We start from the raw sequence: 21729 nt of genomic DNA, 5'->3' as shown, positions 1-21729 counted from the left end.
AACCCCGACTCCCCCGCCCTTCAACCGCGCACAAGCCCTACTGCAAGGGCGCGGCCAACGTGTCCTGGCCAGGGTGTTCCCTCGGCGGAAGTCGCGGGGAGCCCGTCACAAGGGTGGGGTTGCTGTTCGTCGGCCGGTAATTCCTGCCGACCTCGGGGAGGAGGGCCGGTAAAGAAAGACGCCCGCGCGGGGCTCCCCGGCGGGCGTCGATGTATGTGTTATCTGTTGGACGGGATAAGGCCTACAGCACCTTCACCGGCACTTCCTTGAGCACCTGGTCGCCGCGCATGACGGTCACGGTCCACGCGCCGGCCTTGGGCAGCCGCACGCCGGTCCACTGACGCGCGCGCCAGCCCTCGCCCTTCACCTTCACGTCCTTCGTCTCGCGCACGGTGGCGCCCTGCTTCACCTGCACCGTGATGTCCTCGATGGAGTCGCCCTGGGGCACCAGGTAGCTCTGCCACAGCATCACGGTGGTGTTCGCCTTGACGCCCTCGGGGCCCACCTCGGCGGTGCACTCGTACTTGTTGGGGCCGTCCTTGGCCACCTCCGTGCAGAGCTTGGCCTCCACCAGCACGGGACCCTGGCCCTGGCCCTTGTAGAAGTAGTTCCAGGTGTCGCGCACCGCGTCCGCGCTGGGGGCCTTCACCGACTCCGCCGCCGGCGCCGCCGCCTCCTGCGCTCCGGCCACCGCCGCCACACCCAGCACCGCGCACAGCACGCTTCCGTTGATCAGGCTCTTCATGTCTTGGGGTCCCCTCGTTGATGTTGGAGGCGGCCGGCCCACGTCCGGCCCCTTGGTGTGCCTGTCTACCATGAAACATCCCGCATCATTCCCCGAGTCCAGGATTCCAGGGTTTCGCACCGGGGACGCCGCGCCGCGCTACCCGAACAGGAAGAAGCCGAGCGTCACCAGCGGCAGGTACGCGAGGAAGGCCACCAGCAGGAAGCCGAGGATGTCCTTGAACTCCAACCGCGCCACGGCCAGGAGCGGCAGCGCCCAGAAGGGCTGGATGAGGTCGGTGGCCATGTCGCCCCACGCGTACGCCAGCACCACCTTCTCCGGCGCCACGCCCAACCGTCCCGCAGCGTCCAGCAGGTAGGGCGCTTCAATGGCCCACTTGGAACCTCCAGAAGGCACGAAGTAGTTCACCACGCCGCTGTACAGATACACGATGGCCGGGAACGTCTGCTGCGTGGACAGCGACACGAAGAGCTCCCCGATGCGGTCCGTGAGCCCCGTGGCCTTGAAGATGCCGTAGATGCCCGCGTACAGCGGGAACTGGAGCACGATGCCGTGCAGCACGCTCGCGGCCTCCTCGCTCGCCTTGAGCAGCCGCGCGGGCGTGCCATGCAGCAGCACCGCCAACGTGAGGAAGGTGAAGTTCACCACGTTGAGGTTGAGCGCCTTCCATCCGCCGTTCAGCCACAGGTGCCGCGCGAACCACGCCAGGCCCAGCACCCCGAAGACGGTGTTGAGCAGCCACGCGTGGTCCAGCCACTCCGCGGGGCTCAAGCGCCCTTTGGGCTTCTCCGGCGGAACGAAGTCTCCCAGCTTCTCCAGCACCGCGGGCTCCACGCGCACGGTGCGCTCGGGAGACGGATGCAGCGCCCACGCCAGCGCCGTGAGCAGCGCCACCGCAGCCAGCGTGAGGCAAACGTTGAAGGCGGAGAACAGCGTCCGGTCGATGGGGATGATCCCCAGCTGCTTCTCCAGGAAGTGCCCCGGCGTCGCCACCAGCAGCGGCGCGGAGGCGGACAGGCCCGCGTGCCACGTGGCGCCCAGGCCGAAGTAGGCGCAGGCCACCAGCAGCCGGTAGTCCACGTCCGGACGCCTGCGCGCGATGAAGCGCACCAGCATGGCGCTGGCGACGAGCGACAGGCCCCAGTTGAAATACGCGAGCGCCATGGACACCGCCGCCATCAGCGCGGTGGCGCTCCGGGGGCTCTTCGGCAGGCTGGCCACCTTCTCCAGCAGCGCCTTCACCGGCGCGGTGAGCGCGAGCAGGTAGCCGGTGAACATCACCAGCGCCATCTGCATGGAGAAGGTGAGCAGCTCCCAGAAGCCTCCGCCCCACGCGTCCAGCACCACCGGCGGCGAGGCGCCCACCCAGCCCATGGCCAGCGCCATGGTGAGCAGGGTGAGCAGCACCGCGATGGCGAAGGCGCTGGGGACGAAGCGCGCGGAGAAGCGGCCCAGGCCTTCGGCGAACCGGACGAGGGTTTCCACGGTGGGGGCTCCAGGGGGCAAGGGGCCCCGGCGCGAATCTCCCAGGGCGACACCCCGGGTTTTACGGTATGAGCGGTCGCCATGTCCCCTAGCGAGCAGCACCCTCCCGTCTTCGAGCGCATCGCGACAGGCGTTCCCGGACTGGATCCCATCCTGGGCGGTGGCCTGGTGGCCTCAGGCGTCTACATCGTGGTGGGGGAGCCCGGCGCGGGGAAGACCATCTTCGCCAACCAGCTGTGCTACTCGCAGGCGCAACAGGGCACGCGCTGTCTGTACGTGACGCTGCTGGCCGAATCGCACTCGCGCATGCTGGCGAACCTGCGCAGCATGGCGTTCTTCGACGCGTCCCAGCTGCCCCAGCGCATCTACTACGTCAGCGGCTTCCGCATGCTGGAGGAGCAGGGGCTGCCGGGCCTGCTGGAGCTCCTGCGCCGGGAGATGCGCAACCACGGCGCGGGCATCCTGGTGCTGGACGGTCTGGTGCAGGCGCAGGAGGCCGCGGGCAGCAGCCGCGACTTCAAGAAGTTCATCCACGAGCTCCAGGTGTCCGCCGGCCTGTCCCGCTTCACCGCGCTCCTGCTCACGAGCAGCGTGGGCCCCACCGTGCACCCGGAATACACCATGGTGGACGGCATCCTGGAGCTGCGCGAGCGCACGGCGGCCATGCGTTCGTGGCGTGAACTGCAGGTGCGCAAGTTCCGCGGCAGTGCCAGCCTCAATGGCTCGCACCACTTCCGCATCTCCGAGTCGGGCCTGGAGGTGTTCCCCCGCCTGGAGACGATGGTCAGCCGCTCGCAGCCGCCGGACTGGGGCACGCAGCGCGTGCGCTTCGGCGTGCCCACGCTGGACGCCATGATTCCGGAGGGCTTCGCCGCGGCGTCCACCACGCTGGTGATGGGGCCCCCGGGCTGCGGCAAGACGATCCTCGGCGTGAGCCACCTGGCGGAAGGGCTGCGCCTGGGCGAGCCCTGCTTGATGGTGAGCTTCTACGAGGGGCCGGACCGGCTGATGCACAAGGCGGCCAACGTGGGGCTGTCGCTGGGCACCGCGGTGAAGGACGGCCGGCTGGTGCTCCAGTGGAACATGCCCGCCGAGTGCAACCTGGACCTGGTGGCGCACACGCTGATGGAGGACGTGCGCAGGCGCGGCGTGAAGCGCCTGTTCGTGGACGGCCTGAGCGCCATGGTGGAGACCACCCACGAACCGGCGCGCATCAGCCCCTTCTTCGCCGCGCTCACGCAGGAATTGCGACGCCACGGGGTGACGACCGTCTTCACGCTGGAGACGCCGCGCCTCTTCGGCCCGGACATGGATGTTCCCCTGGGGACCGGCCTGTCCGGCGTGGCGGAGAACCTGCTGTTCATGCGCCACCTGGAGCTCAATGGCCGCCTGAGGCGGTTGCTGTCCATCTTCAAGCTGCGGGACGCGGACTACGACCCGACGCTGCGCGAGTTCCTCATCACCTCCCAGGGAATCGAGATCCAGCCGCCGTTCCAGCCTTCGCCCGAGTTGCTGCTCACCGGCATCGCTCGCTTCCCGGGCAACCACTCCTGACCCCCAGAGGCTCCGTGGTTCCCGCGACCGAGACCGTGCTGGTGGTGGACGACGAACAGGGCATCCTGGAGGCGCTCGCGGACCTTCTGAGGGAGGAGGGCTACCGCGTGCTCACGGCGTCCCATGGCCGCGAGGCCCTGGAGCGCCTGGCGGAGGTGAAGCCGGACCTGGTGCTGACGGATTGGATGATGCCCGTGCTGGACGGCCCCGCGCTCATCGCGCGCATCCAGCAGGACCCGACGCTGCGCCAGATTCCCGTGCTGGGCATGAGCGCCGTGGACGTCAGCGGCCTCAAGCGCCTGCACCCGGGCATGGAGTTCCTCCAGAAGCCGTTCGACATCCGCGCCCTGATGAAGATGGTCCGCAGGGCCCTGGACGCGAACCCTCGCGTCCTGGGAGGGTGACGCGAAAGCCCGCGCGCCCGGAGGGTCCGCCATGTTCCACCTGCTCAAGCTGGGTCCGGTGCCCCTCTCCGTGGGCACCACCGGCGTCTACCTGCGCATCGGTGACTCGGGCGACCCGTCCGCTCCCGTCTTCGAACAGACGGACCTCTCTGGCGTGCGCGCCCTCATCGCCGGCCTGGAGCCCTCCCAGGTGTCGTGCGAGCCCGCCCTGGCGGAAGCCGCCGAGGCGCTGGGCCTGTCCGTGGCGCCGCCGTCCCTGGCGGCGCTCTCCGCCCGGGCGGCCATCGCCACCTTCCTCGCGTGGGGCCAGATGGGCGTGTCCGGGCTGGGCAGCGACAAGGCGCTGCTCTTCGTCCAGGCCGCCACCGAGTTCTGGGACGCGAAGCCCTGGACGCACTGGGATGACAGCCAGGCCTTCACCGTGGACGTGACGGGCGCGCACGAGCACACCTACGAGGGCTGCGTCTTCCACGGCGACGACGACGGTCCCTCGGGCCTGGCCCTCTACCTGTCCCCTGGCTCCCTGGGGCGGCTCTTGGAACTCCAGGTGCACGGCGCCGACAAGGAGGCGCAGTCCCTGCCCGCCATCACCGTGTCGCTGGAGGCCCGCCCCGCCTACGCCGTGGACGCGCTGTCCTCCGCCGGCCGCGCCCCCCGGCTGCCCCTGCCCGTGAAGGCCGGCCCCGAGGGGCTGGCGGTGCCCTCCAGCCTGGAGGCCCTCATCCTGGTGGCCGCCCTGCGCGCCGTGGCCCGCCTTTCCCCGGCCCAACCAGAGGCCCTGAGCAGCATGGTGGCCGGCGACGCCCGCATGGACGTCCGCGTCCGCGCCCCTGCCCCTCGCGTTCGCAACTAGGCGGAATCAGGGGGCTCCTGGCGTGACGCACCCTGACCAGTCAGGCGACCAGGCTCGTGTGTAACTGTGAACAACCGCTCCCAATAGAAAGGTTGATTCACAAAGTATCTAGGTCCATAGGTGGAGACGTGACTGACGCCGGCCTTTCACCACGGGTCCAGCGCTTCCTCACGACGCACATCGATTCCATCGAGAAGCTGGAGGTGCTCCTCCTGCTTCGCGCCCGGACGGAGCGGGCGTGGACTGCGTCGTCGGTGGCCCTGGAGCTGCGCATCACCGAAGCCTCCGCGGCCCGCCGTATGGCGGAGCTGAAGACGGGAGGGCTGCTTCTCCAGGATGGGGTGGCGGAGGACGCCTACCGCTTCAGCCCTGGCCGCTCGGAGGACGTGCAGGCCACGGCGGAGCTGGCGATGGCGTACTCGGCGCGGCGCGTGAGTGTGATTTCGTTCATCTTCTCACGCCCCATGGACCGGGTGAGGGGCTTCGCGGACGCGTTCGTGATCAAGCAGGACAAGGACGGCGACGGACATGGCTGAGGCGGTCTACATCCTGTGCGCGTTGACGAGTCTGGCGTGCGCGGTGCTGCTGCTGCGGGCCTGGCGGCGCACGCGGATGAAGCTGCTGCTCTACAGCGGCCTGTGCTTCACGGTCTTCACGCTGAACAACGTGCTGCTCTTCGTGGACCTGGTGCTCATCCCCGCGGGCGACCTGTCGCTGGAGCGCACCGTTACATCGCTGGTGGGGGCCGGCGTGCTGCTCTTCGGCCTCATCTGGGACGTGTCCTGACGCAATGGGGGGGACGCCATGATGAAGATCCTGCTCGATGGCGCGGTGTTGATGGCGTACCTGGCGTGCGCCCTCTTCTTCCTGCGCTTCTATCTCCAGTCGAAGGACCGGCTGTTCGCGCTGTTCGCCCTGGCCTTCACGCTGATGGGCGTCCACAACCTGCTGGGCGCGCTGCTGGCGCCCACCCTGGACGCCGAGCGCATCCACTACTTGTATGTCGTCCGCTTGATGGCCTACCTGCTCATCCTGGGAGCCATCTGGGACAAGAACCGCGCGGGACGTGGGGCGCGGTGAGATGTTGCTCCTCCTGACAGGAGGATTGCTTGATGACCACGACATCGCTTCCCCGCTTCACCCCGCGCCGCGCGCTCGGGCGCACGGGCTTCACCGCGACGGCGGTGGGCATTGGCGACCTGGCGGACCGCACGGTGCCTCGTGAGGAACTGGTCGCCACGCTCGCGAGGGCGCTGGACGCGGGGCTCAACGTCATCGACACGGCGCCCGGCTACGAGGACGGCCTGAGCGAGGAGGTGGTGGGCGAGGCGCTGCGCGGCCGGCGTGAGGGCGTGTTCGTCATCGACAAGGTGGACGAACTGGACGCGCCGGTGGCCCCGCAGGTGGAGGCGTCCCTGCGGCGGCTGGGCCTGCCGTCGGTGGACCTGTTCGCGCTGCACGCGGTGAAGTCGCTGGCGCAGTGGGAGGAATTGGCCCGGCCGGGCGGCGCGCTGGAGCAACTGGAGGCGTGCGTGGCGAAGGGGCAGGCGCGCTTCAAGGGCATCTCCTGCCACCACCCGGACGCGCTGGTGGCGGCGGTGCGCTCCGGGCGGTGCGACGTGGTGATGTTCCCGCTGGGGCCGTTCGTGGACGCGCGCTACGTGGAGCAGGTGCTGCCCCTGGCGCGAGCGCACGGCGTGGGCGTGGTGTCCTTCAAGACGTTCGGCGCGGGCAAGCTGTTGGGGGACACGGAGGGCTACGGACGTCCGCTCCAGGCGCGCCCGCGCGGCAAGGTCAGCTCCGGTGGTGAGGCGCGCGACACGCCGATGCTGCCGCACCTGTCGGTGGCGGAGTGCGTGCAATACACGCTGACGTTGGATCCGGACGTGATGTTGATGGGGATGGGCTTCCCGAACGAACAGGACGCCGCGCTGCGGGCGGCCTCGGCCTTCCAGCCCCTGGACGCCGCGGGGATGCAGGCGGTGCGGGAGCGGGCGCACACCGCCATCCAGGGGAAGGGGGCGGTGTGGTGGAACCCGCCTTCACCGGACGTCGCGGCGGGCTGAGGCACCGCGCGAGGGCAGGCAGGCCGGGCGGGTTGCCTGCCGGACACTCGCCAGGAGTCAGGTGGCCGGGGAGGCTTGTGGCAGTTCGAGGCCGTCATTATCGGAACGTCCCTTTGGTGAGGCGTCATCCCCGTGACGCCGTGGCCCGCGCTCCATGCCCGAACCGTCCATCGAGCCTTCGACCGAGCCTGCCGTCGAGCCACCTCCGCCGTCCGCCGTAACGGCGAGCGACGCGGCGGTCCCCGTGTCCGCAAGCGGAGGCGAGGCCGTCGCGCTGAAGCCGGCGTCCGCGGCTTCCATGGAGGTCGTCTCGCCGGGAGCGCCGGCCGTCACGCGCGAGGCCGCCGTGGAGACTGTCGCGCCCGTGCCTCCGCCCGGCGCGCGCGAGGCGTCATCCTCCGCGGAGGAGGGCCGCTTCGCGTTCCTGGCCCGCGCGGGTGAGGTGCTGGCGTCGTCGCTGGACGAGCCCACGGTGCTGCGCGAGCTGGCGGAGCTGGTGGTGCCGGTGTTCGCGGACTGGTGCGCGGTGGACGTCGTCACGCCTTCGAACCAGGTGGAGCGAAGGGCGGCGACGCACCGGGACCCCTCGCTCGTCCCCACCGTGTATGCCATTGGGGAGCGCTGGGCCCTCCAGGAGAACGGCTCCCAGAACATGGCCCACGTGCTGCGCACCGGTGAGGCCCGCCTCATCCCGGACGTGCCCGAACAGGCCTTCCTGGCGGCGGCACGGGGGAACGCGGCCCTGGAGGAGACGTGGCGCCTGGGGTGCCGCTCCGTGATGGTGGTGCCGCTGGTGGCGCGCGGGCGGGTGCTGGGAAGTCTGTCATTGATGTCCGGTACGGCCGGACGCTTTGGTGAGCAGGACCTGGAGCTGGCGCGCGAGCTGGCCCGCCGGGCGGCGTTGTCGCTGGACAACGCGCGCCTGTATGGCGAGGCCCGTCAGGCCCAGGCACGCACGGCGCGGCTGCAGGCGGTGACGGCGGCCCTGTCCCGCGCGGCCACCGAGGACGCGGTGGCGCAGGTGCTGGCGCGTGAGGTGTGGGAGGCGAGCGGGGCCACGCGCGTCGCGGTGCTGGCGTTGGAGGAGGACGGCCTCATGCGCCCGCTGCGCGTGTTGGGCTACCCGGAAGACGCGCTGGCGTCGTTCACCCGGCCGCCGGACGGGACGGACCCGGCCCCCCGGCGCGAGGCGAAGTGGTTCGGGACGCTGGAGGAGTTCGTCGCACGCCACCCGGAGGGCGCGGAGTTCGCGCGCCGCCAGGGGCCGGGGGCCCGCGCGGTGGTGCCGCTGTGGGGGGAGACCCGCGCGAGGGGCTTGCTGCTGCTTGGGTGGCCGGAGGCTCGCGTCTTCCCCGCCGAGGAGCGCGCGTTCCTGGAGGCGCTGGCGCACCAGTGCGCGCAGGCGCTGGAGCGGGCCGCGCTCTACGAAGCGCTTCGCGAGCGCACGGAGCGGCTGCGGCAGGCGCTGGTGACGGGCGACATGGGGACGTGGCGCCTGGACCTGGTGCGCGGCAAGGAGGTGCGAGACGCGGCGCTCAACCACATGCTGGGCCTGACGGCGGTGGACTCGGCGGTGCTGGTGGGCGACATGCTGGAGCGGCTGCATCCGGAGGACCGGCCGCACGTGGAGGCGGAGTTCCAACGCTACCAGCGCGAGTCGCCGGGCTTCTTCGAGCTGGAGTTCCGCGTGATTCGCCGCGACGGCGGCGTGCGCTGGCTGCACAGCGTGGGACAGTCCTTCGGCGGACCGGACGGGAAGGTGACGGAGCTCACCGGCGCCATGGCGGACATCACCCGGCGCAAGGCGGCCGAGGAGCGGCTGCAGCTCCTGCTGGCCGCAAGCCGCGTGCTGGCGCTGCGCCTGGACGACGTGGAGGAGGCGCTGCCGGCGGTGGCGCGGCTGGTGGTGGACCACGTGGCCACCGGCTGCCTGGTGGACCTGGCAGCGCCGGACGGCACCCTGCGACGGGTGACCGCGGCCCACCGCTTGGCCGAGCACGACGCGCGGCTCCATGCGGCCCTGGGAGGCACGGACAGGGGGCCCGCCCACCCGGCGCTCCAGTGTTTCCGCACCGGGGAGGTCTGCTTCCTGTCGCCCCTGGACTTCAATCGCTGCGACGCCGTCTCCACGAGCGCCGAGCACCGGGCATTGGTGGATCGCCTGGCGCCCACGTCCGTGCTGTCGGTGCCGTTGCGTGCGCGCGGCCGCACGCTGGGCGTCATCACGCTGTTCACCGCGGAGCCCCAGCGCGCGCTGGAGGCCGCGGACGTGACGATGGCGGAGGAGCTGGCGCTGCGCTTGAGCGTGGCGCTGGAGAACGCGCGCCTGTTCCACGACGCCCAGTCCGCGGTGCGGCTGCGCGACGAGTTCCTCTCCGTGGCGAGCCACGAATTGAAGACGCCGCTCACCAGCCTCATCCTCCAGCACAACCTCATTGGCCGGGCGCTGGAGACAGCGGGCACTCCCGGGCCCGTGACGGGGAGGCTCAACACCGCGCAGCGGCAGGTGCTCCGGCTGACGGCGCTGGTGGACAACCTGCTGGACGTGAGCCGGCTGTCCCTGGGCAAGCTGTCGCTGGAGCGCGCGGAGGTGGACCTGGTGCAGTTGACGCGCGACGCGGTGGAGCGCCTGGGGGACGTGTTCGCCCAGGCGCGGTGCACGCTCGAACTGGAGCTGCCGCGCACGCTGACGGGCCAGTGGGACGCGCTGCGGTTGGACCAGGTGCTGGTGAACCTGCTCTCCAACGCGGCGAAGTACGGCGCCGGCCACCCGGTGTCGGTGCGCGCGGGCGTGGATGCGCGCGACGAGGCCTGGGTGGAGGTGCGCGACGAGGGCATTGGCATCGAAGCGGACGCGCTGCCGCGCCTCTTCGGCCGCTTCGAGCGCGCCGTGAGCGAGCGGCACTACGGCGGCATGGGCCTGGGGCTCTACATCAGCCGCCAGATTGTCGAAGCGCTGGGCGGCCGCATCGACGTGGACAGCCAGCCGGGGCAGGGCGCCACCTTCACGCTGCGGCTGCCCCGGAACACGGCGGAAGCGCGGCCCCCGCCTCCCCCGAAGCCGTGAGGGAGGCCGGGGCCGGCGATGCCTTCAGTGCTGGGGCCCCTTGGGCGGGGGCCCTTCCTGTTCGAGCGCGCGGTACTCGTCGTCGGTGAACAGGCGTGAGCGGATGAGGAAGCGCACGCCTTCAGGGGCTTCGACGGAGAAGCCGCTGCCGCGACCGGGCACCACGTCCACGGTGAGGTGGGTGTGGCGCCAGAGCTCGAACTGCGGGCCGGACATGTAGAAGGGCGTGCGGACGATGTCGCCCAGGTACACGTCCTCCTGGCCCACGCGGAAGTCGCCGCGCGGGAAGCACATGGGCGCGCTGCCGTCGCAGCAGCCGCCGGACTGGTGGAAGAGGAGCGGACCGTGAAGGCCCTGCATCTTGTGGAGCAGGGCCTCGGCGGCCGGCGTGACCTCGACGCGCGGCACGGACATGCGGGGCGTCCTAGAAGAAGCCCATGGGCTTCGGGTCGTAGCTGACGAGCAGGTTCTTCGTCTGCTGGTAGTGATTGAGCATCATCTTGTGCGTCTCGCGCCCGATGCCGGACTGCTTGTAGCCGCCGAACGCCGCGTGCGCGGGGTACAGGTGGTAGCAGTTCACCCAGACGCGGCCCGCCTGGATGCCGCGGCCCATGCGGTACGCGGTGCTGTTGTCACGCGTCCACACGCCGGCGCCCAGGCCGTAGAGCGTGTCATTGGCCATGGCGAGCGCGTCCTCGGCGTCCTTGAACTTCGCCACCGCCACGACGGGGCCGAAGATCTCCTCCTGGAACACGCGCATCTTGTTGTGGCCCTCGAAGATGGTGGGCTCCACGTAGTAGCCCTCCGCCAGCGCGCCGGACAGCGACTTGCGGCCGCCGCCGGTCAGCACCTTCGCGCCCTCCTTCTTACCGATGTCCAGGTAGCTGAGGATCTTCTCCAGCTGATCATTGGACGCCTGCGCGCCAATCTGCGTGGAGACGTCCAGCGGGTTGCCCTGCACGATGCGCTTCGTGCGCTCCACCGCCTTGGCGATGAAGTCGTCGTAGAAGCGCTCGGCGACCAGCGAGCGGGACGGGCAGGTGCAGACCTCGCCCTGGTTGAGGGCGAACATGGCGAAGCCCTCCAGCGCCTTCTGGGCGAAGTCGTCGTCCTTGGCGAAGACGTCCTCGAAGAAGATGTTGGGGGACTTGCCGCCCAGCTCCAGGGTGACGGGGATGATGTTCTCGGAGGCGTACTGCATGATGAGGCGGCCGGTGGTCGTCTCACCCGTGAAGGCAATCTTGGCGATGCGCTTGTTGCTGGCGAGCGGCTTGCCGGCCTCGATGCCGAAGCCGTTCACGATGTTGAGCACGCCGGGGGGAAGCAGGTCGCCCACCAGCTCCGCGAACTTGAGGATGGTGACGGGGGTCTGCTCCGCGGGCTTGAGGACCACGCAGTTGCCGGCGGCGAGCGCGGGGGCCAGCTTCCACGCGGCCATGAGCAGCGGGAAGTTCCACGGGATGATCTGCCCCACGACGCCGAGCGGCTCCGTGAAGTGGTACGCGACGGTGTTGTCGTCCAACTGGCTGAGCGAGCCTTCCTGCGCGCGGATGCAGCCAGCGAAGTAGCGGAAGTGGTCGATGGCGAGCGGCAGGTCCGCGGCGAGCGTCTCGCGGATGGGCTTGCCGTTGTCCCACGTCTCGGAGACGGCGAGCATCTCCAGGTTCTGCTCCATGCGGTCGGCGATCTTCAGCAGGATGTTGGCCCGCTCGCCGGCGGCGGTGCGGCCCCACGCGTCCTTCGCCTTGTGCGCGGCGTCGAGCGCCTTCTCGATGTCCTCCGCCGTGGAGCGGGGAATCTCGCAGAAGGGGCGGCCCGTGACGGGGCTGATGTTCTCGAAGTACTGGCCTTTCACGGGCGGGACGAACTCACCGCCGATGTAGTTGCCGTAACGGCTCTTGTACTCGACCTTGCTGCCCTTCTGACCCGGAGCTTCATAGACCTTCGACATGGGGACTCCCTGCGTTGGGTTTTGACGCACTCCTACGGGGGTTTGACGCGGAACAGACCATAGGCAGGTGACGCCTCGCGTCATGCGCGCGAAGTCGGATGTTAATGTTTGTTAATGGTTGATCGCTGAATCAGTCACTCGGGCGTGATGCGAGCGGGCGGGCAGGGTGCCCTTGCTGCCATCCGGCATGTCTTCCACCTCAAGGAGGAGGACGTCTTTTCCGGACCCTGGGGCATGGCATGCAACTGTTTCGAGACCGCGTCGACGCCGGCCGTGCGTTGGGCCAACGGCTCCGCGTCCTGCTTGGCGGAGGCGGTGACCTGCTGGTGTTGGCGTTGCCGCGCGGCGGTGTGCCCGTGGGCTTCGAGGTCGCTCGCATCCTCGGGGTGCCGCTGGACGTGTTCGTGGTGCGCAAGCTCGGCACGCCGGGGCACGAGGAGCTGGCGATGGGGGCCATCGCCACCGGAGGCGTCACGGTCCTCAACGCGGGTGTCGTGCGAAGGCTGGGGATACCCCAGCCGGCCATCGCCGCGGCCGCCGAGCGTGAGGGGCGGGAGCTGGTCCGGAGGGAGCAGCTCTTCCGCGACGGCAGGCCTCCCGCGCGGGTCGAAGGGCGGACGGTGATCCTGGTGGATGACGGGCTGGCCACGGGCTCGACGATGCGGGCGGCGCTCCGGGCGCTTCGTCAGCAGAAGCCCGCGCGCATCGTGGTGGGCGTGGGGGTGGGCGCGCCGGAGACGTGCGCGGAGTTCGAGCGCGAAGCGGACGCGGTCGTCTGCGTCCACACCCCAGAGCCGTTCTACGCGGTGGGGCAATGGTTCGAGGACTTCACGCAGACCACCGACGACGAGGTGCGCGAGCTGCTGGCGCGCGCTGCGCACGGTGGCGCCGTGAGTCCAGCGGAGGTTTGAGACATGGCTGAGCAACGAATTTCGGAGCACGCGGTGCGGCTGGAGGTGGAGCCCGGCGTGGGGTTGGAAGGAACGCTGAGCGTGCCGGAGTCGGTCTCCGGCGTGGTGCTGTTCGCGCATGGCAGCGGCAGCAGCCGCTTCAGTCCTCGCAACCGGTACGTCGCGGGAGTGATGCAGCAGGCGGGGCTGGCGACACTGCTCATGGACCTGCTCACGCTGGGGGAGGAGGAGGCCGAGCGGCGGACGCGGCACCTGCGCTTCGACATCGAGTTGCTGGCGCGGCGGCTGGTGGGAGCCACGCGGTGGCTGGAACGGGTGCCAGGGTTGGGAGGCCAGCCGCTGGGGTTGATTGGTTCGAGCACGGGGGCGGGTGCGGCGCTGGTGGCCGCGGGGCGGATGCCTGAAGCCATCCAGGCGGTGGTGTCCCGGGGCGGTCGTCCGGATCTCGCGGGTGCCGTGCTGCCGGCGGTGCGGGCGCCCACCCTGCTCATCGTGGGTGGAGATGACACGCAAGTGATTGCGCTCAATCAGGAGGCGCTGGCGGCGCTGCGCACGCACAAGCGGCTGGAGATCGTGCCTGGGGCGACCCACCTCTTCGAGGAACCGGGGACGCTGGAGCAGGCGGCCCGGCTGGCCCGGGATTGGTTCCTCCAGCACCTGGTCACGGCCGCACGGGAGCGTCCGTTCGGTGAGGCTCCGCCATGAGCCCGCGCATCGTGGTGGTGGGGGGCGTGGCCACGGACTACCTGGTGCGAGGACCGTCGCTGCCGGAGCCGGGAGGCAGCGCGGAGGGCGACGTCTTCCAGGAGGCGCTCGGAGGCAAGGGAGCCAACGGCGCGGTGGCCGCGGTGAGGCTGGGGGCGCGGGCCTCGCTGGTGGCGAGGGTGGGGACGGATGGGCGCGGCCTGAGGCAGGTGGCGTTGCTGGAACGGGAGGGCGTTGCGCTGGAGGGGGTGGTGCCTGATCCGAAGGCGCCTTCTGGCGCGGTGCTGGTGATGGTGGATGGACACGGGAGGAAGCAGACCTTCTTCTCCCCGGGCGCCAATCACAGACTTTCCATCCGGGATGTGTTGCGGAGCGCGGAGCGGATCGCCACCGCGAAGGTATTGCTCGTGCAGCTGGAGGTGCCGCTGGACGCGGTCCAGGCGGCGGTCCGTCTGGCGCGAGCGGCCGGAGTCCGGGTGGTGCTGGATCCCGCGCCGGCCGTGCCGCTGCCGGAGGTGTTGCTGGAGGATGTGCACGTCATCCGGCCCAACGCCTCCGAAGCGCGGACGCTGACAGGCATCACGGTGCATGGCCGTGCTTCCGCGCGGCGCGCTGCAAGGAATCTGCTGATGCGCGGCGTGGGGGCGGCCATCATCGCGGCGCCTGGAGGCAGCCTGTTGGTGTCGCGGGAGGAAGAGGCCTGGCTGCCTGAGCTGCCGGTGGACACGGTGGATACCACCGGAGCGGGGGATGCCTTCTCCGCGGCGCTCTGTGTCGCTCTGGCGGAGTCCCAGCCGCTGCTCTCCGCCGCTCGCTTCGCGCATGCAGCCGCCGCCATCGCGACGACGCGGTTGGGAGCGCAGGCGGGATTGCCCTATCGGGATGAAGTGCTCGGATTGCTCGCGGACGTGGTGCCAGACGTTCAGCTCGCGCCGCCGTAGCGAAGACATCCAGCACGCACCGCCGTCACTTGAACCGGCACGGTTGATTGACGGTGGGCTCCTCCGCGAGTTGCACGACCATCAGCGTCACAGGACCGGGGGTGACGTTCCCGGAGAGGTGGCCCTTTCGGCCCTGTGCGTCCGGCCGTGTGTTCAGGTCCTCGCCCAGGGACACCTGCCCTGGCCCCAGCTCCACGCGTGTGCCGTCCATTGCCTCGACGAACCATGTTCCGGAGAGGGGGATGATCCACTGGACCTTCGGGTCCTCGTGCCAGGACCCCTTCCAGCCGTTGGGTTGGACCGTGAAGATGACCTGGGACTGGCCGGGCGGCTGGTGTGCCTGCCATTGAGGATCGGCGGGCGGAGACATGCTTTTCAGGTCGAAGCTCCGCACGGGACACAGGGTCATGTGGCTGACCCCATGGTCATCCGTCCAGTTGTGCCAGTAGCTGAAGACAGGCGCTTGTCCTGGAGCCGTGGCCGAGGAGTCTCGGTCCCAGGCGCCTCCGCCCAGTCCCAGCACGGCCACCAGGGCCGCCCTCCATCCCAATCGTGAGTGCATGGCCGCTCCTCATTTCTTCGTCCGCGTGGCATCCACCGGAGCCGTTGCCTCCAGTGGTGCGCGCATCAACAGGTACGGCGGTTCGCGCAGGTCCTTGCCGCCGTTGAACGACGGCAGCCGGTTCCACTGGCCGAGCGTTACGTAGACATGTCCCGCCGTGGCGAAGATGCCGTCAGGCCAGACGATGCGCGCATCCCGCGCCACCACCGCCAGGAAGTCCTGCTCCGGCTGGGTGGACGGATGCGTGGCCAGCACCCGGCGCTGCCGCCCCGTGGTCAGGTCCACCACCACGAGCGCGGGCGAAGTGCCGAACAGCGTGCCTTGCACCCATTCCGCCAGCGTCGCGCCCTTGTGGTCCTCCGCGTTGTGAGCGGCCAGGTGCCAAAGCCCATGGGAGGAAGCGAGTTCCCGTCGTTCAGCCTGCGCGGGGCTTGCGTGCTCATGGCGTAAGGGTGGCCATCAACGCACGGTCCGCCAGTCGCGAGCCCACGAGCGAGCGGTGCTCCCGGCGCGTGGCCTTCTCCTGGGCTCGTGCCGCCCTCAGGGCTTCCGTCGATGTTTCCGTGCGTGCTTCATCTCGTGGAAGAGCCGCTCCGTCAGCGCGATCAGCTCCTGCTGGGAGAGGACGGGGCACTTCCAGTCCAGCGCCCGCATGTGTTCCAGGAACGCGTCGGGGATGGCCACGCGGTATCGCTCGACGTAGCGAGGCAGGTCGGCCCGCCACGTCCAAACGCCATCGGTCTGGGCGTAGTGGCTGGCCACGAGCGTCTCACCCGTGAGGCAGTCCTTCAGCAGGCCGCCGCTGACCGCGAGCGTGACGCCCGTGTGCAGATAGCGTGCGACGCGCCGCCAGTCCTCTTCCGGCAGCTTCCCTCGCGACTCCACGAGGGAAGGGGCATCCTCGAACCCGGGACCGAACTCCCGGAAGTAGCCTGCCGTCTTGAGCATCCCTTCTCCCTATCAGGGGCGAATGACCCCATGTCGATGAGTGCCTTGCTCGAAGAGGTCTCGCGCCTCCACCACGCACGCCCTCCCGCGACTCCCGCGCAGCTCGACGCCTTCGAGCAACGCGCCGGATGGCGCTTGGACCCGGACCTGCGCGCCTTCTACCTGCACTGCGACGGTGCGGACCTGTTCGACCGCGTCGACCCCGCGTTCTCCTTCCCCCCGCTGTCGGAGCTCCGCCGCGCGCGGATCGTCATGAGCCAGGACGACACGGACCGGGCGGGGCCCGCGTCCTGGTACGCCCTCTGCGAGGTCCGCGATGGGAACTACGTCCTGCTCGACGTGAGCCAGCAGCACGACGGCCGCTATCCCCTGCGCGACGGCTTCCGCGAACGCTTCCCGGATCCAGCGCAGTGCCCCCAGATAGCCAGCTCGTTTTCCGAGTTCCTGGCGGGCGCGCTCCGCTCCAACGGGCGCTGGTTCTGGCTGAAGAAGTTGATGCAGGACGGGTGACGGACCCCGCGTCCCCACCGCACGCAACCGCGTCCCGCCAGAAGCCCGGAAACCCCCGCCATCCTCGCAGGACACTTCATCCCAGGCCGATTTGTCGGCCTCCCAACACCGTCGGATCCGTACGTTCCTCACGCGCTACAGGGCCTTCCAGGCTCCCACTGCCATCCGCGCAATCGCGGCTTACTTCGAGACTGAACGAGATGTTTTCCAGCGTGGATGTTCGTGTCGCTGCGCACTGGAAACCCGCACCGCGTGCTGTCATCGTTGAGGGACTTTCGCGGCGCGGCAGGACGGTTGAAGGGAAGGCAGGGCGGAAGTTGCCCAAGGTCTTGCGGACCGAACGTATTGGGATGTGCTGGACGGAAAACTGTTCCGCCCCGGGGCTGTAAAAACTCCCCGCAACCGAGGGGTGTCTGTCGATGAGTTGGGACCCAGGCCGCATCCGAGTGTCGCAAAAGCGAAGCGGATCAACCGGTTGGCGCGCCCGTCCGCGCGAGCCGGAAAATCCCGGTTCCTGGCACACCGCTCGCATCGGCCGCTGACGCTGTCCTTACCCCCGCATCGCCTTTCGCTGGTTACCGGTCCCTCGTGCTCGCCCAGTCGCCTCTCATCTGCTCTTGCGGTCAGCCCCACTCGGACGCGGAGGCGTGTCCCACGCTGATGCGCGGGCTGGACCTCAACGGCGGCACGATGCTCTACGCCGGCACGCCGCCGCCGGGACCCGCGGCGTCGCTGCCCGCCCCTTCGCTCACGCCCATGTCGTCTCCCACGCCCGTGGTGCCTTCCCTCGTGGGCCAGGAGTTCGGCCGCTTCCGCGTCGTGCGCGAGCTGGGCCGCGGCGGCATGGGCACCGTGTTCCTCGCGGAGCACACGCTCATCCAGAAGCGCGTGGCCATCAAGGTGCTCCACGCGCACCTGGCCCAGGCCCCGGAGCTCGTCGCGCGCTTCCTCTCCGAAGCCCGCACGCTCACGCTCGTGCAGCACGAGAACGTCGTCACCCTCTATGACCTGGACTCGCGCGAAGGGCGCCCGTACCTGGTCATGGAGTACCTGGAGGGTGACAGCCTGGCCAACTTCGCCCGCGGCCCCATGGCCGCGGCGCTGGTGGTGGACCTGATGATGCAGGTGTGTGACGCCCTGGGCGCCGCGCACGCGCACGGCATCGTCCACCGCGACCTGAAGCCCGCCAACGTCTTCCTCGTCCCCAGCCCCAGCGGCAAGCAGCGGGTGAAGCTGCTCGACTTCGGCATCGCCAAGCTCCTGTCCCGCCCCGCCGGGGAGATGACCACCGAAGTGGGCGTCCTCCTGGGCACGCCGGAGTTCATGGCCCCCGAGCAGTGCGGCGACGGCATCGTGGACGCGCGCAGCGACCTGTACGCCGCCGGCGTGCTCGCGTACCTGCTGCTCACCGGCCAGGTGCCCTTCTACGGCCGCACCGCCGCCGAAATCCTGGTGGGCCACCTGCAGAAGGAGCCCGTCCCGCCGCACGAACTGAACCCCGCCGTGCCGGAGCCCCTGTCGCGGGTGCTGTTGCGCGCGCTGGCCAAGCGGCCCGAACACCGCTTCGCCTCCGCCGCGGAGCTGAGAGTGGCCCTGGAGGCGTCGCTCGCGCCGCCGCCCGCGCCCTCCGCGCCGCCGCTCACCGCGCTCCTGCGCGGCCAGGGCACGCAGGCCCCCGTGGAGCTCAAGGGCGAGTGGGTGGGCCGCTCCGGCCTCTTCTTCCAGCTGGCCACTCCGCCCCCCGCGCTCCTGTCGGAGGTGTCGCTGGTGCTGCGGCTTCCCGGCGGCGAGCTGCCGTGCACCGCGCAGGTGGTACGCCACGTCACCGCCGAGCAGGCCCAGTCGTGGAACATGCCCCCGGGCTTCGGCGTGCAGCTGCGCGATGCCAGCCCCGCCTTCCAGGCCCAGCTGGCCCAGCTTCGCAACGTCACCCGCGCCACGTCCGCGCAGGCCACCGCCGCCATCCCCACGCCCGAGGACGCGCAAGCAGAGACCGTCCTCCAGGGTTTTCGCCGGCGGCTCGCCGGGGACCCGTACGCCGTGCTGGAGCTGCCGCGCGACGCCACGCTGGAGTCCGTGCGCACCGCGGCCCAGCGCGCTCGTGGGGCGCTGGAGCTGCTCAAGGCCCGCCCGCTGTCGGACGGCCAGCGCGCCCAGGTGGACCGCGCGTTGGATCGCGTGTCCGGAGCGCTCCACACGCTGGGCCACGTGGAGCGGCGCGTGGAGTACGACGCCACGCTGGGCAACGTGGAGGGCATCGAGCGGTGCCTCGCCGCGGGCCTCACCGCCACCATGCTGGAGCAGTGCCGCCGCCGCTTCCTCGCCGGCAACACCGGCCGCGAGGGCCGCGCCGCCGTCCACCGCCTGTCCGGAGACGCGCTCGCGTCCGTGGGCCGGCTGGAGGAGGCGCTCGCCGCCTATGAGCTGGCGGTCCGTGCGGACCCCCTGGACCTGGAGGGGCTCAAGCGCTGGCGCTTCCTCCGGGCCCGGGTGCGGGGCTCGGCCGCTCCCCGGTAGGGGAGCCGGGCTCGCATCCACCCCGGGGGCGTCTTGCGTATGGGAGAGGAGTCTTCGTTAATCCTCTGCTCTCCCATGGCTTCCGAACCCGACGACAAGCTGCCGCCCCAGGGGCGATTCAACCGCCTGCGCAAGCTGGCGGGCCTCTCCCTGCATGTGGGTACGGAGGTGCTCAAGACGGGCGCGAAGAAGCTCTCCGGGACGAACTCCTCGGAGCTGCTCAGCCTGGGCACCGCGGAGAAGCTGGTGGCCACGCTGGGGGAGATGAAGGGCGCGGCCATGAAGCTGGGCCAGGCCCTCTCCATGGACCCGGACCTGCTCACGCCGGAGGTGCGGCAGATGATGGCCCGGCTGCAGAACCAGGCCCCCGCCATGTCCTACGCGCAGGTGTCGCGCGTGGTGCAGGAGGAGCTGGGCGCGCCGCCGGAGGCCCTGTTCAAGGAGTTCTCCCCGGACGCGCTCGCCGCCGCGTCGCTGGGCCAGGTGCACCGCGCGGTGCTGCATGACGGCCGCCCCGTCGCCGTGAAGGTGCAGTACCCCGGCATCGACGTGTCCATGGGCCACGACATGGACAACCTGGGCCTCGTCGTGAAGACGGTGTCCAAGACGTCGCGGATGATGGACGGCACCGCCTACTTCCAGGAGTTCCGCGACGAGCTCATGCTGGAGCTGGACTACCGCCGCGAGGCGAAGCTCGCGCAGGGCTTCGCGAAGAGCGTGGCGCGGCTGCCGGACCTGTACGTGCCCCAGGTCGTCGAGGAGCGCAGCGCCCACCGCGTGCTCACGCTGGAGCTGTTGGAGGGCCAGACGCTCAAGGACTGGGTGACGACGTCGCCGGATGACGCCGCGCGCTTCCGCGTCGCGCGCCAGCTCATCCGCGCCACCTACGGGCCGTTCCTGGACGCGGGCGAAATCCACGCCGACCCGCACCCCGGCAACTTCATGGTGATGCCGGACGGGCGCATGGGCCTGCTGGACTTCGGCTCCATCAAGCGCTTCAGCCCGGGCTTCATCGCGGCCAACCGCCGCATGTTCCAGCAGGCGCTGCGGCTGGAGACGCTGGACGTGCTGGGCCTGTGCCGCGAAGTGGGCTTCTCCGTGGAGCTGCCGGAGGCGGAGGCGGAGGTGCTCCTGCGCGAGGTGCTCCACATCGCCGGGCGTCCCATGCGCACGGCGCCGTACGACTACGGCACCTGCGACATCAACCGCGACATGCGCAACCACTTCACGCGCAACGCCGCGCGCATCATGCGCATCCGGCCGCCCCCGGAGGCGATGATGTTCTTCCGGGCCACCGGGGGGCTGGCCCAGAACCTGCGCCTCGTGGGCGCGCAGGGCGACTTCCGGCAGGTGTTCCTGGAGGTCGGCGCGCTCGTGGGCGAGTGAGCCTTCGCGTGAGCGCGGAGCGCTACGTGCCGGCGGCGACGCGGGGGCGCTTGTGCAGCCGCTCCAGCTTGCGCGCCAGGTCCGCGCCCTGCGTGCTCTTGGACAGGTAGCCGTCCGCGCCCGCCGCCAGCGCCAGCGCGCGCAGCTTCGACTCGTCGGAGGCGGAGTAGAGGACGAAGCGGGTGTTCTCCGGCGCCTGCTGCCGGGCCAGCGCCAGCACCTTGTCGCCACTCAGCGCGGGGATGTTCACGTCCAGGAGCACCAGGTCCGGCGCCGTGGTGCGCACCAGGTTGGAGACCCCCAGGGACGAACGGTGGGTGCGGACCTCGAAGTTGTACGAGGACAACGAGCGTTCGGTCAGCGCGAGCTGGTCCGGGTCATCGTCCACGATGAGGACGCGAATCTTGGTCTCGGACATGGTGGCTCCCCCTGGAACCGACAGTTGGGTGCCCCGGTCGGCAGGATGCCGCCCCAAGGAAGACACGTGACCCGGGCACTTCCCGAGTATGACCCACCCCCCTCCCTTCTGGCCACCCTCCCTGGAATTTTCTGGAAACTTCCGATTGGAACCACACGCCTCGTCCTGGCGGGTGGGCAGCCCTGGAGGGCGTTCCTAGCTTTGAAGGGTGTGCGCGCCACGGGGCATGTAGGTGGCCTCCCACCAGGAAGGACCTGATGACATCCCAACGGAAGGCAGGGCGGACGGACCCGCGGGGGCACGCCCTGGAGGCCCGGGCGGCGGCCCGGCGGCAGGAGGCCACGGCGGCCCGGGCGCAGGCGGAGGCCTATGGCGTCCTCTCCCAGGCCTGCGTGCAGCGGGCCCAGGCGCTGAAGGTCGTCTCACTGGCGGATCAGGCCGTGGCGATGCTGGGGGGCAACGACTCCGAGCGGACGTGGGCCGCGGGGGACGGTCAGCGGGCCCGGGTCCACGTCGGCCTGATGGAGCGCGAGGCCTCCGTCCACGCGGCCCAGGCCCGCCGGGCGGAAGCCGAGGCCGCGAGAGCGGACGCCGAGGCGGCGGTGTCCGCGCAGAAGGCCCACCTGGCGCCGCTCGCGATGTCCGCGGGGCGCGCCCCGCCGGAGGACCCAGGCTGACCCCTGCCAGGCGGCGGTGCCGTGCCTCC

Annotated in this window: 23 protein-coding genes; 15 read left to right on the top strand and 8 right to left on the bottom strand. The window is 70.4% G+C overall.

Annotated elements, in window-relative coordinates; all coding sequences use genetic code 11:
- Positions 1 to 241: 241 nt before the first annotated feature.
- Both D7Y15_RS02685 and D7Y15_RS02680 read right to left on the bottom strand, forming a co-directional pair.
- A complete protein-coding gene (locus D7Y15_RS02685; RefSeq protein ID WP_120575178.1) occupies positions 242 to 745 on the bottom strand; it encodes a hypothetical protein in 504 nt (167 codons plus the stop codon).
- A gap of 138 nt (positions 746 to 883) precedes the next feature.
- Positions 884 to 2230 (bottom strand): short-chain fatty acid transporter, encoded by a 1347-nt coding sequence (locus D7Y15_RS02680; protein WP_120575177.1) that lies wholly within the window; start codon positions 2228 to 2230, stop codon positions 884 to 886.
- An 81-nt stretch (positions 2231 to 2311) separates the two neighbouring features.
- On the opposite strand from D7Y15_RS02680, the gene D7Y15_RS02675 reads away from it, so the two are divergent.
- From D7Y15_RS02675 to D7Y15_RS02640, 8 genes are all read left to right on the top strand, one after another.
- The gene (locus D7Y15_RS02675) at positions 2312 to 3784 is read left to right on the top strand and encodes an ATPase domain-containing protein (protein ID WP_120575176.1); all 1473 of its coding nucleotides are present in this window, start codon (positions 2312 to 2314) and stop codon (positions 3782 to 3784) included.
- Between the two features lie 14 nt (positions 3785 to 3798).
- Positions 3799 to 4188, top strand: coding sequence for a response regulator (locus tag D7Y15_RS02670; RefSeq protein WP_120575175.1), 390 nt, complete (start codon positions 3799 to 3801; stop codon positions 4186 to 4188).
- A 31-nt stretch (positions 4189 to 4219) separates the two neighbouring features.
- Entirely contained in the window at positions 4220 to 5041 is an 822-nt protein-coding gene (locus tag D7Y15_RS02665; protein ID WP_121751603.1) for a hypothetical protein, read from the top strand.
- 128 nt (positions 5042 to 5169) lie between these two features.
- Positions 5170 to 5577, top strand: a complete 408-nt coding sequence (locus tag D7Y15_RS02660; protein ID WP_121751602.1) for a hypothetical protein — start codon at positions 5170 to 5172, stop codon at positions 5575 to 5577.
- Entirely contained in the window at positions 5570 to 5827 is a 258-nt protein-coding gene (locus D7Y15_RS02655) for a DUF5985 family protein (RefSeq protein WP_120593881.1), read from the top strand. Before D7Y15_RS02660 ends, D7Y15_RS02655 begins: the two co-directional genes overlap by 8 nt.
- A gap of 18 nt (positions 5828 to 5845) precedes the next feature.
- Positions 5846 to 6121 carry a DUF5985 family protein gene (locus D7Y15_RS02650; protein ID WP_169820306.1) on the top strand — a complete coding sequence of 92 codons (276 nt, stop codon included), beginning with the start codon at positions 5846 to 5848 and terminating at the stop codon, positions 6119 to 6121.
- 32 nt (positions 6122 to 6153) lie between these two features.
- Positions 6154 to 7107 (top strand): aldo/keto reductase, encoded by a 954-nt coding sequence (locus tag D7Y15_RS02645; protein ID WP_121751601.1) that lies wholly within the window; start codon positions 6154 to 6156, stop codon positions 7105 to 7107.
- A gap of 244 nt (positions 7108 to 7351) precedes the next feature.
- Positions 7352 to 10174 (top strand): GAF domain-containing protein, encoded by a 2823-nt coding sequence (locus D7Y15_RS02640; protein ID WP_158628997.1) that lies wholly within the window; start codon positions 7352 to 7354, stop codon positions 10172 to 10174.
- A 24-nt stretch (positions 10175 to 10198) separates the two neighbouring features.
- Here the strand turns inward: D7Y15_RS02640 and D7Y15_RS02635 are convergent, their stop codons facing one another.
- Both D7Y15_RS02635 and adh read right to left on the bottom strand, forming a co-directional pair.
- Positions 10199 to 10588 carry a DUF779 domain-containing protein gene (locus D7Y15_RS02635; RefSeq protein ID WP_120575169.1) on the bottom strand — a complete coding sequence of 130 codons (390 nt, stop codon included), beginning with the start codon at positions 10586 to 10588 and terminating at the stop codon, positions 10199 to 10201.
- Positions 10589 to 10598: 10 nt separating this feature from the next.
- A complete protein-coding gene (gene adh / locus D7Y15_RS02630; RefSeq protein WP_120575168.1) occupies positions 10599 to 12125 on the bottom strand; it encodes an aldehyde dehydrogenase in 1527 nt (508 codons plus the stop codon).
- 239 nt (positions 12126 to 12364) lie between these two features.
- Here adh and D7Y15_RS45525 point away from each other — a divergent pair, with 239 nt between their 5' ends.
- The 3 genes from D7Y15_RS45525 to D7Y15_RS02615 are packed head-to-tail and all read left to right on the top strand — an operon-like array spanning position 12365 to position 14682.
- Positions 12365 to 13036: a phosphoribosyltransferase gene (locus D7Y15_RS45525; protein ID WP_120575167.1), complete on the top strand. Its 672-nt coding sequence runs from the start codon at positions 12365 to 12367 to the stop codon at positions 13034 to 13036.
- Between the two features lie 3 nt (positions 13037 to 13039).
- Positions 13040 to 13741, top strand: a complete 702-nt coding sequence (locus D7Y15_RS45520) for a dienelactone hydrolase family protein (RefSeq protein WP_121751599.1) — start codon at positions 13040 to 13042, stop codon at positions 13739 to 13741.
- On the top strand, positions 13738 to 14682 hold the full coding sequence (locus D7Y15_RS02615; protein ID WP_121751598.1) for a ribokinase: 945 nt from the start codon (positions 13738 to 13740) through the stop codon (positions 14680 to 14682). The genes D7Y15_RS45520 and D7Y15_RS02615 overlap by 4 nt, the downstream gene beginning before the upstream one ends.
- Positions 14683 to 14707: 25 nt before the next feature.
- Here D7Y15_RS02615 and D7Y15_RS02610 read toward each other — a convergent pair whose 3' ends face one another.
- From D7Y15_RS02610 to D7Y15_RS02600, 3 genes are all read right to left on the bottom strand, one after another.
- On the bottom strand, positions 14708 to 15244 hold the full coding sequence (locus D7Y15_RS02610; protein ID WP_121751597.1) for a cupin domain-containing protein: 537 nt from the start codon (positions 15242 to 15244) through the stop codon (positions 14708 to 14710).
- A gap of 9 nt (positions 15245 to 15253) precedes the next feature.
- Positions 15254 to 15571 carry a hypothetical protein gene (locus D7Y15_RS02605; protein ID WP_199745871.1) on the bottom strand — a complete coding sequence of 106 codons (318 nt, stop codon included), beginning with the start codon at positions 15569 to 15571 and terminating at the stop codon, positions 15254 to 15256.
- Positions 15572 to 15784: 213 nt separating this feature from the next.
- A complete protein-coding gene (locus D7Y15_RS02600) occupies positions 15785 to 16192 on the bottom strand; it encodes a hypothetical protein (RefSeq protein WP_121751596.1) in 408 nt (135 codons plus the stop codon).
- Between the two features lie 30 nt (positions 16193 to 16222).
- Here D7Y15_RS02600 and D7Y15_RS02595 point away from each other — a divergent pair, with 30 nt between their 5' ends.
- The 3 genes from D7Y15_RS02595 to D7Y15_RS02585 all read left to right on the top strand — a co-directional run bounded on the left by D7Y15_RS02595 (position 16223) and on the right by D7Y15_RS02585 (position 20605).
- The gene (locus tag D7Y15_RS02595) at positions 16223 to 16702 is read left to right on the top strand and encodes an SMI1/KNR4 family protein (RefSeq protein ID WP_120575162.1); all 480 of its coding nucleotides are present in this window, start codon (positions 16223 to 16225) and stop codon (positions 16700 to 16702) included.
- A gap of 660 nt (positions 16703 to 17362) precedes the next feature.
- A complete protein-coding gene (locus D7Y15_RS02590; protein WP_233596702.1) occupies positions 17363 to 19219 on the top strand; it encodes a serine/threonine-protein kinase in 1857 nt (618 codons plus the stop codon).
- 75 nt (positions 19220 to 19294) lie between these two features.
- On the top strand, positions 19295 to 20605 hold the full coding sequence (locus tag D7Y15_RS02585) for an AarF/ABC1/UbiB kinase family protein (protein ID WP_121751595.1): 1311 nt from the start codon (positions 19295 to 19297) through the stop codon (positions 20603 to 20605).
- A gap of 22 nt (positions 20606 to 20627) precedes the next feature.
- Here the strand turns inward: D7Y15_RS02585 and D7Y15_RS02580 are convergent, their stop codons facing one another.
- Complete coding sequence (locus tag D7Y15_RS02580; protein ID WP_120548103.1) at positions 20628 to 21023, bottom strand: response regulator; 396 nt, start codon at positions 21021 to 21023, stop codon at positions 20628 to 20630.
- A 257-nt stretch (positions 21024 to 21280) separates the two neighbouring features.
- Between D7Y15_RS02580 and D7Y15_RS02575 the strand changes: the two genes are divergently transcribed.
- On the top strand, positions 21281 to 21700 hold the full coding sequence (locus D7Y15_RS02575) for a hypothetical protein (RefSeq protein ID WP_120575159.1): 420 nt from the start codon (positions 21281 to 21283) through the stop codon (positions 21698 to 21700).
- Positions 21701 to 21729 lie beyond the last annotated feature (29 nt).

The sequence above is a fragment of the Corallococcus sp. AB030 genome, assembly GCF_003668965.1.
Taxonomy (GTDB): Bacteria; Myxococcota; Myxococcia; order Myxococcales; family Myxococcaceae; genus Corallococcus; species Corallococcus exiguus.
The sequence above is the reverse complement of the archived record's forward strand: the minus strand, read 5'-3'. Positions and strand labels throughout refer to the sequence as shown.

What these genes read in the sequence shown, in the direction of transcription:
- D7Y15_RS02685 (WP_120575178.1), bottom strand. Translation starts at nt 745, where the DNA reads ATGAAGAGCCTGATCAACGGAAGCGTGCTGTGCGCGGTGCTGGGTGTG.
- D7Y15_RS02675 (WP_120575176.1), top strand. Translation starts at nt 2,312, where the DNA reads ATGTCCCCTAGCGAGCAGCACCCTCCCGTCTTCGAGCGCATCGCGACA.
- D7Y15_RS02665 (WP_121751603.1), top strand. Translation starts at nt 4,220, where the DNA reads ATGTTCCACCTGCTCAAGCTGGGTCCGGTGCCCCTCTCCGTGGGCACC.
- D7Y15_RS02655 (WP_120593881.1), top strand. Translation starts at nt 5,570, where the DNA reads ATGGCTGAGGCGGTCTACATCCTGTGCGCGTTGACGAGTCTGGCGTGC.
- D7Y15_RS02650 (WP_169820306.1), top strand. Translation starts at nt 5,846, where the DNA reads ATGATGAAGATCCTGCTCGATGGCGCGGTGTTGATGGCGTACCTGGCG.
- D7Y15_RS02645 (WP_121751601.1), top strand. Translation starts at nt 6,154, where the DNA reads ATGACCACGACATCGCTTCCCCGCTTCACCCCGCGCCGCGCGCTCGGG.
- D7Y15_RS02635 (WP_120575169.1), bottom strand. Translation starts at nt 10,588, where the DNA reads ATGTCCGTGCCGCGCGTCGAGGTCACGCCGGCCGCCGAGGCCCTGCTC.
- adh (WP_120575168.1), bottom strand. Translation starts at nt 12,125, where the DNA reads ATGTCGAAGGTCTATGAAGCTCCGGGTCAGAAGGGCAGCAAGGTCGAG.
- D7Y15_RS45525 (WP_120575167.1), top strand. Translation starts at nt 12,365, where the DNA reads ATGCAACTGTTTCGAGACCGCGTCGACGCCGGCCGTGCGTTGGGCCAA.
- D7Y15_RS45520 (WP_121751599.1), top strand. Translation starts at nt 13,040, where the DNA reads ATGGCTGAGCAACGAATTTCGGAGCACGCGGTGCGGCTGGAGGTGGAG.
- D7Y15_RS02615 (WP_121751598.1), top strand. Translation starts at nt 13,738, where the DNA reads ATGAGCCCGCGCATCGTGGTGGTGGGGGGCGTGGCCACGGACTACCTG.
- D7Y15_RS02610 (WP_121751597.1), bottom strand. Translation starts at nt 15,244, where the DNA reads ATGCACTCACGATTGGGATGGAGGGCGGCCCTGGTGGCCGTGCTGGGA.
- D7Y15_RS02600 (WP_121751596.1), bottom strand. Translation starts at nt 16,192, where the DNA reads ATGCTCAAGACGGCAGGCTACTTCCGGGAGTTCGGTCCCGGGTTCGAG.
- D7Y15_RS02595 (WP_120575162.1), top strand. Translation starts at nt 16,223, where the DNA reads ATGTCGATGAGTGCCTTGCTCGAAGAGGTCTCGCGCCTCCACCACGCA.
- D7Y15_RS02590 (WP_233596702.1), top strand. Translation starts at nt 17,363, where the DNA reads ATGCGCGGGCTGGACCTCAACGGCGGCACGATGCTCTACGCCGGCACG.
- D7Y15_RS02585 (WP_121751595.1), top strand. Translation starts at nt 19,295, where the DNA reads ATGGCTTCCGAACCCGACGACAAGCTGCCGCCCCAGGGGCGATTCAAC.
- D7Y15_RS02580 (WP_120548103.1), bottom strand. Translation starts at nt 21,023, where the DNA reads ATGTCCGAGACCAAGATTCGCGTCCTCATCGTGGACGATGACCCGGAC.
- D7Y15_RS02575 (WP_120575159.1), top strand. Translation starts at nt 21,281, where the DNA reads ATGACATCCCAACGGAAGGCAGGGCGGACGGACCCGCGGGGGCACGCC.